18 protein-coding genes are annotated in these 16,192 nt (G+C 56.8%); 9 read left to right on the forward strand and 9 right to left on the reverse strand.

Annotated elements, in window-relative coordinates:
- Positions 1–206 precede the first annotated feature (206 nt).
- Positions 207–668 (forward strand): hypothetical protein, encoded by a 462-nt coding sequence (locus HZB29_01405; protein ID MBI5814248.1) that lies wholly within the window; start codon positions 207–209, stop codon positions 666–668.
- Positions 669–703: 35 nt separating this feature from the next.
- Here the strand turns inward: HZB29_01405 and HZB29_01410 are convergent, their stop codons facing one another.
- Positions 704–1,624, reverse strand: a complete 921-nt coding sequence (locus HZB29_01410; protein MBI5814249.1) for a branched-chain amino acid transaminase — start codon at positions 1,622–1,624, stop codon at positions 704–706.
- 167 nt (positions 1,625–1,791) lie between these two features.
- Here HZB29_01410 and HZB29_01415 point away from each other — a divergent pair, with 167 nt between their 5' ends.
- The 6 genes from HZB29_01415 to HZB29_01440 all read left to right on the forward strand — a co-directional run bounded on the left by HZB29_01415 (position 1,792) and on the right by HZB29_01440 (position 7,969).
- Positions 1,792–2,685 (forward strand): LysR family transcriptional regulator, encoded by an 894-nt coding sequence (locus tag HZB29_01415; GenBank protein ID MBI5814250.1) that lies wholly within the window; start codon positions 1,792–1,794, stop codon positions 2,683–2,685.
- A gap of 147 nt (positions 2,686–2,832) precedes the next feature.
- A complete protein-coding gene (locus HZB29_01420) occupies positions 2,833–3,003 on the forward strand; it encodes a flagellar biosynthesis anti-sigma factor FlgM (GenBank protein MBI5814251.1) in 171 nt (56 codons plus the stop codon).
- A 187-nt stretch (positions 3,004–3,190) separates the two neighbouring features.
- Positions 3,191–4,084 carry a UTP--glucose-1-phosphate uridylyltransferase GalU gene (gene galU, locus HZB29_01425; GenBank protein MBI5814252.1) on the forward strand — a complete coding sequence of 298 codons (894 nt, stop codon included), beginning with the start codon at positions 3,191–3,193 and terminating at the stop codon, positions 4,082–4,084.
- 75 nt (positions 4,085–4,159) lie between these two features.
- Positions 4,160–4,609 carry an Hsp20/alpha crystallin family protein gene (locus HZB29_01430; GenBank protein MBI5814253.1) on the forward strand — a complete coding sequence of 150 codons (450 nt, stop codon included), beginning with the start codon at positions 4,160–4,162 and terminating at the stop codon, positions 4,607–4,609.
- A gap of 13 nt (positions 4,610–4,622) precedes the next feature.
- Entirely contained in the window at positions 4,623–7,085 is a 2,463-nt protein-coding gene (gene lon, locus HZB29_01435) for an endopeptidase La (GenBank protein ID MBI5814254.1), read from the forward strand.
- Positions 7,086–7,126: 41 nt separating this feature from the next.
- Positions 7,127–7,969 carry a pirin family protein gene (locus tag HZB29_01440; protein MBI5814255.1) on the forward strand — a complete coding sequence of 281 codons (843 nt, stop codon included), beginning with the start codon at positions 7,127–7,129 and terminating at the stop codon, positions 7,967–7,969.
- Between the two features lie 4 nt (positions 7,970–7,973).
- Here HZB29_01440 and HZB29_01445 read toward each other — a convergent pair whose 3' ends face one another.
- The 3 genes from HZB29_01445 to HZB29_01455 all read right to left on the reverse strand — a co-directional run bounded on the left by HZB29_01445 (position 7,974) and on the right by HZB29_01455 (position 9,783).
- Positions 7,974–8,594, reverse strand: coding sequence for a DUF4124 domain-containing protein (locus HZB29_01445; protein ID MBI5814256.1), 621 nt, complete (start codon positions 8,592–8,594; stop codon positions 7,974–7,976).
- 122 nt (positions 8,595–8,716) lie between these two features.
- The gene (locus HZB29_01450; protein ID MBI5814257.1) at positions 8,717–9,142 is read right to left on the reverse strand and encodes a hypothetical protein; all 426 of its coding nucleotides are present in this window, start codon (positions 9,140–9,142) and stop codon (positions 8,717–8,719) included.
- Between the two features lie 206 nt (positions 9,143–9,348).
- A complete protein-coding gene (locus HZB29_01455) occupies positions 9,349–9,783 on the reverse strand; it encodes a hypothetical protein (GenBank protein ID MBI5814258.1) in 435 nt (144 codons plus the stop codon).
- Positions 9,784–10,267: 484 nt separating this feature from the next.
- Between HZB29_01455 and HZB29_01460 the strand changes: the two genes are divergently transcribed.
- Entirely contained in the window at positions 10,268–11,641 is a 1,374-nt protein-coding gene (locus tag HZB29_01460; protein MBI5814259.1) for a HAMP domain-containing histidine kinase, read from the forward strand.
- Between the two features lie 9 nt (positions 11,642–11,650).
- Here the strand turns inward: HZB29_01460 and HZB29_01465 are convergent, their stop codons facing one another.
- Genes HZB29_01465 through HZB29_01475 form a run of 3 tightly spaced genes read right to left on the reverse strand, consistent with a single transcriptional unit; the run spans position 11,651 to position 13,926 of the window.
- Positions 11,651–12,307, reverse strand: coding sequence for a ribulose-phosphate 3-epimerase (locus HZB29_01465; GenBank protein MBI5814260.1), 657 nt, complete (start codon positions 12,305–12,307; stop codon positions 11,651–11,653).
- Between the two features lie 44 nt (positions 12,308–12,351).
- Positions 12,352–13,584, reverse strand: coding sequence for a CinA family nicotinamide mononucleotide deamidase-related protein (locus HZB29_01470; protein ID MBI5814261.1), 1,233 nt, complete (start codon positions 13,582–13,584; stop codon positions 12,352–12,354).
- Positions 13,585–13,611: 27 nt separating this feature from the next.
- Positions 13,612–13,926: a hypothetical protein gene (locus HZB29_01475; protein ID MBI5814262.1), complete on the reverse strand. Its 315-nt coding sequence runs from the start codon at positions 13,924–13,926 to the stop codon at positions 13,612–13,614.
- Between the two features lie 82 nt (positions 13,927–14,008).
- Between HZB29_01475 and cdd the strand changes: the two genes are divergently transcribed.
- Positions 14,009–14,407, forward strand: coding sequence for a cytidine deaminase (gene cdd, locus HZB29_01480; GenBank protein MBI5814263.1), 399 nt, complete (start codon positions 14,009–14,011; stop codon positions 14,405–14,407).
- Positions 14,408–14,424: 17 nt separating this feature from the next.
- Here cdd and HZB29_01485 read toward each other — a convergent pair whose 3' ends face one another.
- Together HZB29_01485 and HZB29_01490 are read right to left on the reverse strand one after the other, a co-directional pair.
- A complete protein-coding gene (locus HZB29_01485; protein ID MBI5814264.1) occupies positions 14,425–15,363 on the reverse strand; it encodes a fibronectin type III domain-containing protein in 939 nt (312 codons plus the stop codon).
- Positions 15,364–15,494: 131 nt separating this feature from the next.
- Positions 15,495–15,962 (reverse strand): response regulator, encoded by a 468-nt coding sequence (locus HZB29_01490; protein MBI5814265.1) that lies wholly within the window; start codon positions 15,960–15,962, stop codon positions 15,495–15,497.
- Between the last annotated feature and the right edge of the window lie 230 nt (positions 15,963–16,192).

Below are 16,192 nucleotides of genomic sequence, written 5' to 3' on the forward strand. Positions count from 1 at the left end.
CCCAAGTTGAGGAAAGTGAGCGGTTATAAACACCTGCCAGAACTGCGTGAGATCATGAAACGGGCTCTGGCGGGGAAGATAATGGTGAAAGCGGCGTGACGGTCATGCCGGGAGTTTCAACTAAAAAAGGGATTGACTCATGGCGAGCTTATGATGTTTTAGATGTTAAAGAACACCTTATAGCTCTTTGGTCTATGGAGGAAGATATGGAAACCCGGATATCGGGAGTTGCGGCCTCACCGGCCCCTCGGGTATCCGCGCCTTCGGCCCCGGCGGCGGCAAGATCGCAGCCAGCGGCTGAAACTCCCAAACCTGCGCCGGTGGCGGACAAAGTGACTTTGTCCACAAAGGGTGGAAGCGCCGTGGAAAATCACGGATCAAACGCGGCCGCTCCCAAGGAAAATCCCGCAAAGGGCGACAACTCCGCCGCCAGGGAAAAGGCCCCTGAGGCCAAGCCGGTGGAAATATCCACCAAGTACGCCCAGTTCAACACCAACCTGAGCCGCTCATACTCCGTTGAAAGCAACGACCGGCTGGTGATGAAGGTGACCCAGAAGGACAACAGAAGGGTGGTCAAGGAAATCCCGGCAAGACAGGAACGGCTGGTAAAGGACGCCATTGTCCGCTACATCGAGAACGACGGAGACATGGTCAACCGCGCCAAATGACCGCAGGGCGGATGCCCCTATGCGGTCATTCGGCGTCAGACGAAGCTTGGCCAATCCATCTTGGCCGGATTTTTACCCCTGATCACGTCGAAGTACGCCGCCTGCAATTTTGCGGTGACAGGCCCCATTTTCCCTTCGCCCAGCACACGCCCGTCCACGGACCGGATGGGGGTCAACTCGGCGGCTGTGCCGGTGAAGAACGCTTCATCGGATATGTAAAGCTCGTCGCGGGAGAAATACTGCTCCGTCACGGAAAGCCCCATGTCCCCGGCAAGCTTGATGATAGAGTCTCGCGTAATGCCGTCGAGCACGGAGGTAAGGGGAGGGGTCTTGATCACGCCGTTGCGGATTATGAATATGTTCTCCCCGGAGCCTTCCGCCACATGGCCGGACGGATCGAGCATCACCGCTTCGTCATAGCCCCCCTTCACGGCCTCCACTTTGGCCATGATGGAGTTGACGTAGGCGCCACATATCTTCGCTTTGGTCATGAACACGTTCTCGTGATGGCGGGTGAAGGAGGAGACCTTCACGTTTATGCCGTTGGCCAGCGCCTCCTCGCCAAGGTACGCCCCCCAGGGCCATACGGCGATGGCCACGCGGACGGTGGCGCCGATGCAGTTGAGCCCGCGCTTGTCATCGCCAAGGAACGCTATGGGGCGGATGTAGCACGACTTTAGCTTGTTGACCCTTACGGTCTCTTTCGTGGCCTCGTTGATGGCCTGCTGCGAATATGGTATTTCGATCCCCACGATCTTGGCGGAGTTGAACAGCCGCTTTGTGTGCTCTTCCAGGCGGAATATGGCCGAGCCTTTCGCCGTTTCATAAAGCCGCACCCCCTCGAACACTCCAAGCCCATAATGCAACGTGTGCGTGAGAACATGGACGTTGGCCCCATCCCAATCAACGAACTTTCCGTCCAGCCAAATCTTTTCCGACCGAGGAGCCTGGCTCATAAATAACTCCGATAAATTTAAATAACGTGAACGGCTATTGTGTTGCATCAAAAAGCGCCGTGTCAAGGCTGTAATCCCGATGCGGTTAACTGATGCGCTTGTTGAACCGCACCTCCCCGGTTTCTGATAAACTTCCGAATCATAACGACCATATCAAGCGAGGCGGCGTGATAGAGTTCCGTCTGAAGGTGTTCCATGTGGCGGCCAAGCGCCTCTCCTTCTCCAAGGCCGCCCGGGACCTTGGCCTGACCCAGCCCGCCGTCACCCATCAGGTAAAACAGCTTGAAGATCACTACGGGACCGCATTGTTTGAACGATACCCCAACAGGGTGGAGCTCACCCCCGCCGGGCTGGCCCTGACGGCCAAGCTGGAAAAACTTATAGACGAGGCGGAGCAGGCCGAAGAGGAAATCCGCGCGTTCCAGAATACGCGTGTTGGCGTCCTGAAAATCGGCGCGTCGTCCACCATCGGGGCGTACCTTCTCCCCCCTGTGCTGGCGGCGATGAAAAAACGTCGTCCGGGGGTGGATCTCAAAGTGCTGGTGGGCAACTCCGATGAAATCGCAGTATGGCTGGCGGATTTCATTCTGGACATCGGGATTGTGGAAGGGCCGGTGACCGCCGCCAAGCTGGTCCGGGCGCCATACGCCGACGACGAGCTTGTGGTGGTGGCCCCGCCGGATCATCCATGCGCCAAAAGCGGCGCTATCACCGTGGCCCAGCTTGCGCGCGAGCCGTTCATTTGCCGGGAGGCGGGGTCGGGAACCAGAAGCTTTATAGACAACCTTGTGGATCACGATGTGATAAACATCCCGAAAGAAAACATGGTGCTCGAACTCGGCTCATCCACCGCTATCAAGAACGCCGTGCGGGAAGGGCTTGGCGTTTCCATTTTGTCCATCAAGGCGCTGGAGAACGAACTCAAACTCGGCGTCCTGGCCGCCCTGCGGGTCAAGGGAAAGCATATGGTGCGCAAACTCCAGTTTCTGCTTCGGGAAAGCCGTCTGCGTTCAACATTGATAAATGAATTCATGGAACTTTGCCGGAAAAAGGCAAAATAACTTCCCACCTGCCCTCTCTATCACCTGCACATTCAAATAGATAGAAATAATTCTCCCACCCGGAAAATAATGTTAAGCCTTTTAGGACGCCTACCGATAAAGGAGATGAAGTATCGGACAAATAATGTTGAAACAGGAATTACGAAAATGAGCGACATCGCTGGATTAAGGGCTGATCTGATCGCCAAGTTCAGGCGGGAGATACAGGAAAAGACCTACAAGGTCAAATCCGGCGAAATTGCGGAAAAAATCGCGCAAAAACTCAAGGAAAATGAAGCGTTTGTGGATTCGGTAAAGAATAACCGCTGGACCGCCTGAACAAACGCCAACGTCCCTTCCATCGTTGGTATCCTTTGATTTGTATCGTTACATTCTGTCCCAGTTGCCCCCTATCCCTCAAATATTTGCGTTGAAGTTGACTTTATTGAAAACATAAGTTAAATTCCACAAATCGGCTTTTAATTAATATCCAGAATCTCAGCGCCGAGGATCTTGCGGCGGGGTATTGCATTTGAAAATAAAAAAAGCGGTCTTCCCTGTCGCTGGCATGGGGACAAGGTTTTTACCAGCCACCAAGGCCTCGCCAAAGGAAATGCTCCCACTTGTGGACAAGCCTCTTATCCAATATGTGGTCGAAGAAGCGATAGAAGCCGGAATCACTGAAATAATCATGGTCACCGGGCGCAATAAAAATGCCATAGAGGACCATTTCGACCGTTCCGTGGAGCTTGAGTGCCTCCTGGAGAAAAACGGTAAAGACGAGCTGCTTCAATTGGCCAAAGACATTTCGGATATGTGCGATTTCGCGTATATCCGCCAGAAGGACCCCCGGGGCCTTGGCCACGCCATATGGCGCGCGAAGGACCTTGTGAACAACGAACCGTTCGCCGTACTTCTCGGCGATGACATAATCTATTCGGAAACCAAGCCTGTCATAGGCCAGTTGATAGACGTGTTCAACAACGTCCGGGCTCCTGTTGTGGCGGTGGAGCGGGTACCCAAGGCGAACATCTCGTCTTACGGGGTCATCGAGCCGGACACGCTTGGGCACAACCTGCACAAGGTGAAAAGCATGGTGGAAAAGCCGCCTGTGGACAAGGCCCCGTCCGACCTTGCCATAATCGGCAGGTACATCCTCACCCCGGAGATATTCGATTATCTGGCCATCACCGAAGCGGACGGCAAGGGCGAGGTGCAGCTTACCGCCGCCATGAACGCCATGTTAAAGACCGGCCATGTGTACGCATACCAATTTGAGGGCAAGCGGTACGACGCGGGGGACAAGCTGGGATTCCTCAAGGCCACCGTGGAGTTCGCCCTGCGCCGCGAGGACCTGGGCGATGCGTTCCGTGATTATTTGCAAACACTGGACCTCGGAGCGGCGCCCGGAGCCCCCTGACTATTGACGGCGGCCCGGCGCATGTGTGCTATGATTGACCCATAATCAGATCGATCATTCTTTATCGCCGCAGCAATGGTTTCTGAAAATGACAAAAGCCGTCCCCGAAAGCCGGTGGCGGCCGCCGGGATCCGGATATCTGGCGGGCTGGACGGCGTTTCCATCAAGACAGACGCTCTGGGCGAAACTTACTTCGTCCACATGGACATGTTTGAAACCCAGGACGAGATCATTATCGAGTTGGACTTGCCTGGAATGTCCCCGGAAGACATAAAAGTTGTGAGCCAGGACGACTGGCTGCTTGTCGAGGGGGTAAAAAAGGAGACTGCGGGCCACGCGGAAAAGATAAACTACCTTTGCATGGAGCGCACTTTCGGCCCGATAAGACGCGTGATGCGGTTTCCGGTCCCGGTAAATCCGGACGGGGTGAGCGCCGTGTATAGGGAGGGCGTGCTGGCGATAAGGGCGCCAAAGGTCAAGGAACGCAGAAAAAGCCTGAGGACGATTTCCATAAAAGGGGGCTGACGGAGTTTTTATCATGGCCGCAAAAGCTGAAGAACAGGATTCGGCGGCAGGCGAAAACGCCACCGAACTGCAAAGCGAATTTACGATTCCCGACACGCTGCCGATGCTTCCCGTGCGGGATATAGTGGTGTTCCCCTTCATGATCCTCCCTCTTTTCGTAGGCAGGGAACAGTCCATCAACGCGGTGAACCAGGCCCTTTCCGGCGACAGGATGATGCTCCTGGCCGCGCAGAAGGACGCCGGGGTGGACAATCCGGCTCCGGAGGACCTGTACCAGACCGGCTCGGTGGTGATGATCATCAGGATGCTCAAGCTTCCGGACGGGAGGGTGAAAATCCTCGTGCAAGGGCTGGCCAAGGCCAGGATAGAAGAATACCTGCAAAAAGAGCCTTTCTACAAAGTTCGCATCCGCCGCATCGAGGATGACAGCCTGGAATCCCGGCCGCGAAATCCCCTGGAGATGGAAGCGGCCATGCGCAATATCCGCGAGCAGGTGGAAAAAGTCATCAACCTTGGCAGGCAGATATCGCCGGACATAATTGTCATCGCCGAAAACCTGGACGATCCCGGCAAACTGGCCGACCTTATCACTTCCAACCTTGGGCTCAAGGTGCAGGACGCGCAGGAGGTGCTGGAAATAACCGATCCGGTGGACAGGCTTAAAAAAGTCTCCGAGCTGCTCAACAAGGAGATCGAGCTTCTCGGCATGCAGCAGAAAATCCAGAGCGCGGCCCAGGAGGAAATGTCCAAGACGCAGCGGGAATACTATCTGCGCGAGCAGTTGAAGGCGATCCAAAAGGAATTGGGGGGCATTGACGACCGGCAGCAGGAGATTAACGAGTTCCACGACAAAATCATGAAGTGCAAAATGCCCAAGGAGGTGGAAGGCGAGGCATTAAAGCAGTTGGACAGGCTTTCCAAGATGCATTCGGAATCGGCGGAGGCAACCACTGTGCGCACTTTTCTGGAGTGGATGGTGGAGGTCCCGTGGTCCATCATCACACCGGACAACCTGGACCTGAAAGAAGCGCAAAAGGTGCTTGACGCGGACCATTACGACCTGGAAAAGGTAAAAGAGCGCATCGTTGAATACCTTGCGGTGCGAAAGCTCAAGAACAAGCTCAAAGGGCCGCTGCTGTGTTTTGTGGGCCCCCCGGGCGTCGGCAAGACTTCGCTGGGGCAGTCCGTGGCGCGGGCGCTTGGGCGCAAGTTCGTGCGGATTTCACTTGGGGGCGTGCGCGACGAGGCGGAGATACGCGGCCACCGCAAGACATACATAGGGTCCATGCCGGGCCGCATCATACAGGGAATAAAGCAGGCCGGTTCGGCCAACCCCGTCTTCATGCTCGACGAGATAGACAAGCTTGGCTCCGATTTCCGTGGCGACCCGAGCTCCGCCCTGTTGGAAGTGCTGGATCCGGCCCAGAACCACGCGTATGTGGACCATTACCTGGGAGTCCCCTTCGACCTGACCAACGTGATGTTCATCACCACCGCGAACATGGTGGACACGATCCCGCCCCCCCTGCTCGACAGGATGGAGGTGATACGCATAGCCGGATACACGGAAGAAGAGAAGGTGAAGATCGCGAAGACATACATCGTCCCCAGGCAGATGGACGAACACGGGATAAACAAAAAGAACGTCAGGTTCACGGACGACGCGCTCCACGCCGTCATCCAGCAATACACACGGGAGGCCGGCCTTCGCAACCTGGAGCGCTCTGTTGCGACCGTTTGCCGCAAGGTGGCCCGCAAAGTGGCCTCGGGGTCCAAACGGGCGTACAACATCCGGCCCAAGGACCTGCACGACTACCTTGGAGTGCGAGTGTTCACAAGCGAGGAAGGATCGGAACGGGACATGGTGGGCGTGGCCACCGGCGTGGCCTGGACCCAGGCCGGAGGCGAGGTGATGCAGGTGGAGGCGACGCCCATGCAAGGCTCCGGCAAGCTGACGCTGACAGGAAAACTGGGGGACGTGATGAAAGAGTCGGCCCAGGCGGCGTTGACTTTCATCCGCTCCCGCGCCCACAAGTTCGGGCTGGAAAATGATTTCGCCAGCAAGACGGACATCCACATCCATGTCCCCGCAGGGGCCATTCCCAAGGACGGACCTTCCGCCGGAATCACGATGGCCTCCGCGATCCTTTCCGCGATGACCGGCGTCCCGATCCGCCACGACGTGGCGATGACGGGGGAGATAACCTTGCGTGGCAGGGTGCTGCCCATAGGCGGGCTTAAGGAAAAGGCTTTGGCCGCAAGCCGCGCGGGGATCACGGAGATGGTCATTCCGAGCGAAAACGCAAAAGACCTGGAAGAGATTCCGGAGAATGTGCGCAAGAAAATGAAGTTCCACTTCGCCCGCACAGCGGACCAGGTGATCGAATGGACGTTGAAGCGCAAGCTTGCGTCCGTGAATAAAAAACGGGCCGCTCAGAAAAGCGGGACCGTGAAGGGGAAAAAACGCATGCGGTGAACCCCGGACCTTTAACAATATTCAGCGCAGGGAGACACGCCATGGCGGCAATACGGCAAGTAAGCAAGATCATCAAGGCCCGTTTGACCAGCGATGGCGCCGGCGTCAGTCTGTACCGCTCCATAGGCACTCACGACCTGTCCGATCTGGATCCATTTCTGCTTCTCGACGAGTTTGGCTCGTCGAATCCGGATGATTACATCGCCGGTTTTCCGCCCCATCCCCATCGCGGTTTCGAAACGGTGACTTACATGGTGGAAGGGCATTTCAAGCATGAGGACAGCGCGGGGCATTCCGGAGAGCTTAAATCAGGCGGGGTCCAATGGATGACGGCGGGGCGCGGGGTGATCCATTCGGAAATGCCGCTTATGGAGGAAGGACGGCTGCACGGATTTCAATTGTGGGTGAACCTTCCGGCAAAGAAGAAAATGTGCGCCCCGCGATATCAGAACATTGGCCCGGAACAGATACCCGAAATCTCTCCGTCCAGAAACGTGAGCGTCAAAGTGATCGCGGGCATGGCGCTCGGCGTGAAGGGGCCGGTGGAAGGGATATACGTGGACCCCATGTACCTGGACGTGACGATGGGGCCGGGCGAGTCCTGGACATGCCCGGTGGCAAGCGGGAAGACCGTGTTCAGCTACATTTACGAAGGAACGGCCATATTCGATCAGCGCTTGGCCGGCAGAGGTTCGCTGGTGGTCCTGACGGAAGGTGACGAGATAGCGGTGGCCGCGGGCGACCATGGCGCCAGGATGATAACATTGGCGGGCGACCCCATAAGCGAGCCGATAGCCCGTTACGGCCCCTTCGTGATGAACACGGCGGAGGAGATTTCCCGCGCCATAGCCGACTATAGAAGCGGCGCCATGGGAAGCGCTTGAAGAGCTACTTGGCTCCGGCTTTGGCGAAGGTGATTATGTTTTCTTTTGTCATAAAGCCAGTCTTGCGCGCTTTTTCCTCGCCAGAGGAGTACATAATGAACGTCGGCCATTTTTTTATCCGTAATTTTTCCCTGGCCGCCGGAGATTCATCGGTGTTGATGGCGAATACTCTTGTGGATCCGTCAAGCGTGGCTGAGGCCGAGCTTACGTTCGGAGCTGTCTTCCTGCACCAGCCGCACCACGGAGCCCAGAAATAGACAAGCGCCGGCTTGCCGCTTTTCATGATTTCTTTTTCAAAATCGGCGTCCGTAAGCGCCTGGACGTTCAGGGTGTGGGGCGTGGAATCTTTTTGGGATAGCCCTTTTGAATCATCGCCCGCCGGAGATTCGTCCAACTGCGGCCTTTCGGACTGCTCCCAGACTGTGGAGGAGGGCCGGTATTTTGAAAATTCCTTCGATTCCGCGTTTGTCCTGTATTTTGGCGGTATCTGCGAAGGGGAATCGGCAAAATGGGTCTCGCCCTTTTCGTCCACCCATTTATAAAAGTCCTCGCCATGGGCCGCAAGCGCGAACAACGGAGCGGCGGCGAAAACCAGGTACACGATGCGGCGTGGCAATTTGATCATGATCGCAGGCCTGTCGCTGTTTGAGCAAAGCGCCCGGCGCCGTCCTGTGAACATGCGCCGCAGCTTGCCCATATTATAGTTACGGCATAAAATAATGACAACATGGGTTTTGCCGGACGCCGTCAGGCTATATGGGCCTTCACCTTGCCGTCGCCATCGTAAAAGGTGAGCGCGGCCTTTTGATCTCCAGACACCATGATCCTGGCCATGCTCCTGCCTTTCTTGTCCATCAAGGTGACCGACGGATCCCCGTGCCCGTCCAGCGCGATCTCGACACGGGCGGACCCATCCTTCGCGTTAAGCCTTGCTGAAGGAGCGCCTCCGTCCCCAAGCATAAGCTTGATCCTCTCGCCGCCTTTCTTGTCAAACAGCCCGATGGCGGGATTGCCGTCGTCGCGCACGGCGACGATCACCCGGCGCGCTCCGTCCTTGCCGTAAAGGCCCAGCGCCGGTTCACCGTTCTTGCGGATCGCCAGGGCGCCGCGCATTTTTCCGTTTTCGTCCACCAGCCGGAAACCTTCCGCCGTGACGATCTTTTGCTTGCCCATAATGCCTCGATTCACGTTGTCAAATGGCACAAGGCCATGTTAACCGGAATCAACAGGGGAGGAAAGCCTGAAAAGGATGGAGCGGGCATGCGGCGGGACGAAAAAAAAGAAACGCCGGCAAGGGCGGAAAACCGCTTGGCCGGCGTCTGCGAATTAGCGGCGGGCGAAGGATGGTCTCCATCCAGCCGCCCGCCCGAGAAAAACCGTTATTTCTTCTTCGCGGCTTTTTTCTTCGCGGCCTTCTTCGCAGGCTTCTTGGCCGTGGCTTTCTTCGCAGCTTTCTTCTTGGTCGCCATTCCTCTTTTCTCCTTCATGTTGATGGTTTTGCTTCTAGCCGAAGACTTCTTCGGCTGTGAAACCTTGATTTCCCATGTTGAAAACACGGGATACATTTGAACGAGCCTGTTTACAAGGTTTACCGTCTTTTGCGTGGTCTCCAAGACCAGCTTTCCGCCGTAACGCAAATCCGGCCCCTCCTCGCCGTCAACGAGAACAGCCCGTGAAATGATCTGGTTGAAATTCCCTAAATCAATGCCAGCGTACCTGGAATAGTGTATAAGTTCCGACAAATGCTCTCGAAGCTCCCTGTCGGGATATCTTGGATTTCTCATCTCAAGCTTTATGTGGGCCGAAGCCTTCAAGGTCTTTTTCCCTTATGTTGCCGATCTATTATCCACTACTTACCAGATAATTACTTCTATTGGCATCTCATTAATTAAAATTTAACTCATTATAGCTATACTTATAGATAATTACAATAAATATTTTGAAATCATATTTAAATTTGTTTAAGGATAAATATACGCCAATAATTTGGCGTATGCCACTTCTATGAGGATTGGTAAACTCGAAAATCCCCTTTATTTTCGCGGCTGCAATGACATCCGGTAAAATCGGAGGCTGACGGAAAATATTATCCCGCCGCCATCCGGATATTGGTCCCGGAAAATATTTTTTCCTGACGGCGCCCCGAAACGCGTTGCGAACGAACCTTCCCGGAGCTAAAATGGCGGAACGGGAAAATGCGCCGCGGCCGCGGCTGGCTGGGGCTTTGGCCACGATAAGTAGTAATAATATTATTCTAAAAACGCGCCGGGCGCCCGCTTAGGGCTTGGGACAAACGCCATGACCTCATCTGTGGAAACCGGAAACCTTTCCGCCAACGCCGGGATTCTCCCTTCCCGGCTCAGAAAGACTGCCTTGCTGGCCATTGCGTTGTTCGTATTCTCCAACATTCCCGACTATTTCCTGGGCCCGGCGCTCTTCACAAAGATGCTCTATGTGAAGCTGGCCGGCATTGCGGTGTTCGCTGGCTTCTTCGCCGCGGCCAGGGAATGGCGCACGTACCCGTATTACATTGCGCTGACGTTCGCCCAGGTGATCACCGCAAGCGCCGTCACCGGGATGAACATGTACTTGTCCGGCGGCCGCCAATCCACCTGGGCGCTGGCGCCGGGGATCGTGATACTTGTCACGGGGCTGTTAATGCCCTTGCCGGCGGCGGTGATAGCGGCCTGCAGCGCCATATGTTTTGGCGCATACCTGATCCCCGCGTTCGCGCTTGAAAGCGCTCCGGTGGACATCCATATCACTTCCGCCCATATCTTCTATTACGCCGCGTTCACAGGGATCAGCGGAGTATCGGCTTTTCTGCAGTCTGGTTTCCTTAAAAGCCAGGGGGAAAAGCTCGAGCGCATCAGGGCCCTTTCCGGAGAATTGGATAAGAGGGAAATCGAGCTTGAGAACAAAAACTCCGACCTGGTCAGGCAGACGGAGCGGGCCATGGAGTCCAGCCGCCTTAAGTCCGAATTCCTGGCCAACATCAGCCATGAGTTGCGCACCCCGCTGACGAGCATCATAGGTTTTTCCAACCTGCTTTCCAAAGGACATGGCGACAGTGACGAGAAGACAATGCTCGACAAGATATCGGAGAACGGGGCGCGCCTGCTCGGCGTCATTTCGGACATCATCGAGCTTTCCCGCATAGAGGCGGGAATGGTGGAAATTTCATCTGTTCCGTGCAGCGCATGCGCGATCATAGACGGCGTGGTCAACTCCATCCGGGAAAACGCGCGGAAAAAAAACATAGAAATATCCGTGGAATGCCCGGCGAGCCATCCTTCTGTGACAATGGATCAGATGATGGTGGGGCTTGCCGCCACCAAATTATTGGAGAACGCCATCAAGTTCTCCCCGGAGGGGGGCAATGTGACCATAGGCTGCCAGGTAAACGGCCAGTTCGTGGAGATTTACGTCTCCGACAGCGGGACCGGCCTGAGCGGCCCGGAGCGCGACGTGATATTCGAAAGTTTCCGCCAGGCGGACGGATCGTCCAGCAGGAAACATGGCGGTCTGGGAATCGGCCTGACGCTGGCCCGCAGGATCGCCATCCTCCACGGAGGCAGGATCAGCGTGGACAGCAAGCCGGGAGAAGGATCGCGGTTTACGATCTGCATACCCATGGCGGCGCAGCCCTCCGCGGGCATGGACAGCGGCTGAAAGCGTCTTCTATCCCCGTATCGCGGCGATGGCCTTTGCGTAATCCGCGCTCTTGAATATGGCGGAGCCGGCCACAAGAGCGTTGACCCCGGCGTCCCGCACATGCCCTGCGTTGTCCGGCTTTATACCCCCGTCCATTTCCACGTCGATGGAAAGACCGGCATCCTCGATCATCCTCCTCAAAGAAGTTGCCTTGAAAAGAGTGGCCGGAATGAAGTCCTGCCCGCCGAAACCGGGATTGACGGACATCAGAAGGATCAGGTCCACCTCGCTGAGTATGTTCTCTATCATTGAAAGGCTGGACGCCGGGTTCAACGACACGCCGGCTTTCTTTCCCAGCCCCTTGATCAGCGAAACGGTCCTGTGAAGATGGGTCTGCGCCTCGGCGTGCACGGTTATGATGTCCGCCCCGGCCCTGGCGAAATCTTCAATGTATTTTTCGGCGTTCTCTATCATCAGGTGCACGTCCAGTGTCAGACTGGTGTATTTCCTGAGCCCCTCCACCACTAGCGGCCCAATGGTGATGTTCGGGACGAAGTGGCCGTCCATCACGTCCACATGAATCCAGTCGGCCCCTCCCTTTTCCACGGCGGCCACTTCCTCGGCCAGCCTGCCGAAATCCGCCGACAGTATGGACGGCGCCACAATAGTCCTGCGATTCACCATCTTTCAAACCTTCCGATCATGAAACAATTTTAATAAAACCCGGCTCACTTCACCACGCTCCACAGCCACAACAGCATCTCGTTCACCGTGCGCTCCTGGTTGCGCGCCCTGTCCTCGCCGAAGTGGAATTCCCTGGTCTCCACAATTCCATTGACGCACATCCCGGCATAAGCAAGCCCAACAGGCTTGTCCGGAGTGCCGCCCGTCGGCCCGGCCACGCCAGTGGCGGACACTCCGATGTCCGCCCCCGAATGCGCGCAGATCCCCTCCGCCATTTCCGCGGCGGTCTGGGCGGACACGGCCCCATATTTTAGCAGGGTCGAAGGTTCCACGCCGAGCCGTTTGATCTTTGAATTATTGCAGTAGGTGACCACCCCTTCAAGGAAGTACCGCGACGCTCCCGGCGTGGCGGTGATTCTGGAGGCGAAAAGCCCTCCAGTGCAGCTTTCGGCGCAGGCCAGCGTCAACTTCTTTTCCGCAAGCCTTTCGCCGATCGCCCCCTCCAGCGTAACGCCGTCCGCGCCGAAGGCATATTCGCCGGCCACTTTGAGGACCGCCTTGCGGGCCCTCGCAAGTTTTGCGGCGGCCTTTGCGGCGGTATCCCCCTGGGCGGTCAGCCGCAGGTCCACCCTGCCAAGCGAGGGGAGAAACGCAAGCTGGACATTTTCGGGCATGGCCTTGGCGGCGGTCATTTTGGAGTACAGTGTGGACTCTGCGATCCCGGCTGTGTGGATCACCGTTCTTGCCATTGCCTGTTTCGGAAGCCGCTTTTTAAGCCTGGGAATCACCTCCGTCTCCATGAGGTTTTTCATTTCAAATGGCACCCCGGCCATGGAGAAAAGAAAGCGCCCCCCCTCCTCGCGCATCAGCAGCGGCGCAGTCCCAAACCGGCTGGCTATCGCCTTGAATCCTTCCGGAACGTCCGCCTGGCATTCGTTGGCCGGGCTTAACTGTTTCCCCAGCTTCCTGAAATAGGCGGCCACGCCCGCATGGGCCTTCCTGTCGCGGACAATCTTCACGCCGAAAGCCTTGGCCAGCGCCGGCTTTGTCACGTCGTCATGGGTCGGTCCCAGCCCGCCGGTGACGAGTATCAAATCATGGCTGCGCCACGCACTCTTAATCTCTTTGGCCAGTGTCCGGATGTCGTCTCCCAGGGTCAGCACCCTTTCGGGGGTGAGGCCCAGCGCCTCGATGGCCCTGGCCATCCATGCCGCGTTTGTGTTGACGATATGGCCGGAGGTCACCTCGTCGCCGATCGTTATGATGATGGTCTTCATTGATGGATCAATAACGCTCCGCAATTCTCAGGTAAATGGGACAAGCAGCAACCCATACGCTTCCTCCGGCTCTAAAAGCGGCTCGCCGGTCTCGATCCTGGCCACACCGTATCCGGCGCTCTGTGCGGTGTCCAGAAGCATCATCCGCTCGTCGGACGTCACGCTTTCAAAATCTCCAGCCAGATGGATCATCACCCTTGCGGGCTGTTCCACGGGCCTTATTCCCGGCGCCTTGAAAATATGCCGCCACGGCGCGCCCCCGGTGTTCAGCGGGCCGCGGTGTGACGACCACGCCAAAACCCTGTTCTCCTCGAGGAACACCTGGATATAAACAAGCTCCATACGGCCATTGTAACCGAAGGCGCATTCGCGTCGTGTATAATCATAAGATATGGAAGACACAAAGGATGGTGGTCCGGAAGCCATGGTCACCGACGGCGAACTTGCCGGCGCCGCACGGGAAGCGATGAAAAACGCCTACGCGCCATACTCCGGATTCCGGGTGGGCGCGGCCGCGCTCACAGACAGCGGACGCATCTACACGGGAACGAACGTGGAGAACGCTTCGTACGGGCTTACTATATGCGCGGAACGTGTGGCCGTGTTCAAGGCCGTGTCCGAGGGGCACAGCGGCATCACCCGCGTGGCGGTGGTCTCATCATCCGGCGAAATGACGTTCCCTTGCGGGGCGTGCAGGCAGGTGATCAACGAGTTCGCCCCGGCGGCGCAAATAATAACGGCGGACTCCTCCGGGCAAGTCCGCCGTCACAATATTGAAACTTTGTTGCCAAACGCTTTCGGTCCGCAAAACCTTAAAGGCTGACCCGCAAGCGCGGCAGCCTACGGCGTGATGGACACCTCGCTGGAAGCGCTTCCTTCCCCGCCGGTGGAAAACACCGCGGTGACCACATAATAATACCGCGTTCCCGGGGTCAATCCTGTAAACGTGTAAGTGGTGACCCCGCCTGCGAGTATCCTGTTGTCCGCAGTGGTGACCGCTCCTGAGTTGTTCCAGTAAATGTTGTAATTGTTCACCCCTTCCACAGCGTCCCACGAAAGGATGATCTCGCCGTTGGCCGAGGTTATGGCGATCTTCGGCGTCACGCCGGAGGCGTTTGCCTTGGGAGTCGCGGAAGGGGAAATCGACCCGTCGCTCTCACCGCTGCCGTTCACGGAAGTTATCATGTAGTAATAAATCGTCCCCGTGGTCAGCCCGGCGTGCGAAAGGGAAAGGGCCGACACGTTGGCTATCCTGTTGTCCGCCGTGGTGACCGGCGAGCTGTTGGACCAATAAACATTGTACGAATCAGCCTTGGCCCCTGAGGTCCACGTGAGCGTCACAAAACCGTTGTCCACCGACAATGAGACGCCTGCCGGAGCGGTGGGAATCTGGGTGGCGGGCGTGGCGATTATGACGGAGGACAGGCCGCTTTCGGTCCCGTCCTGGCTAACGGACGCCACGGCAAAAGCATATGCAGTGCCGTTTGTCAGTCCCGTGACTGTATAGGACGCGCCTGTCACGCTGCCAGTCCTGTTGGCCGAAGCGGTGGTCAACGAGGAACCTGCCGCCCAATAGACGTTGTACCAGTTGGCGCCCTGGGCCGCGTCCCAGGTAAGCGTCACCTCCCCGTCGCCCACCACGGCGGCAAGGCCGGTGGGTGCTGGCAAGGTGGATCCCGGCGTTCCTGAATTATTGTCAGACGAGCTTCCAGAGCCGCTGCAAGCGGCCAGGGTGACAAGCAACGCAAAAACCGCGGCAACTTTAGAGTATCTAATCATGCCTGTTTTCTCCGGTGGACAGGGTAAAAAATTCGCTCGGCCGTAATTACGGTTGATAAACTATTTATTATTCAGGGGCGATTGTCAAGCTCGCAAGCGATGGAGGGATTGCGGCGCAAGCCCATCCAGGCTCAAAACACGGTCTTCGGCGGCAAGGTGGCCACCATAAGCCAGAACGACTCCATCTGGCGTATGGCGTCCGTGAATCCCTCGAAGTCCACCGGCTTGCTGATAAATGCGTTGGCTCCGAGGTGATAAGCCTCGAAAACGTCCTTCTCGGAGGTGGAGGTGGTCAAAATTATCACGGGGACGCTCTTGAGGCCGGGATCCCTGCGGATTTCGGAAAGCACCTGCTTGCCGTCCATCCTGGGCATGTTTATGTCCAGCAGCACAAGGTCTGGCTTTGGGAATCTGGACGTGTCCGAGTACTTCCCTTCATTTTTCAGGTACGCCATCGCTTCCACGCCGTCTTCGACTATCAGAAGCTCGTTGCGTATCTTGGAGCGCTCCATCACCCTTCGAACCAATTCCTGGTCCGCCGGGCTGTCCTCCACCAGCAGGATCACGGCTTCCTTGAAATGCTTGTTTATACCTGCCATATTTTTTCCTTGTCAGCCGTTAGCAAGCGCCCGCATGGTGAACCTGAACTCCGCCCCGCCACCGCGCGCGGGTTCCACCCATATTTCACCGGAGTCAATCCCTTTTTTAGTTGAAACTCCCGGCATGACCGTCACGCCGCTTTCACCATTATCTTCCCCGCCAGAACCTGTTTCATGATTTCACGCAGTTCCGGCAGGTGTTTATAACCGCTCACTTTCCTCAACCTGGG

This window comes from Nitrospinota bacterium, from assembly GCA_016235255.1.
GTDB lineage: Bacteria > Nitrospinota_A > UBA7883 > UBA7883 > JACRLM01 > JACRLM01.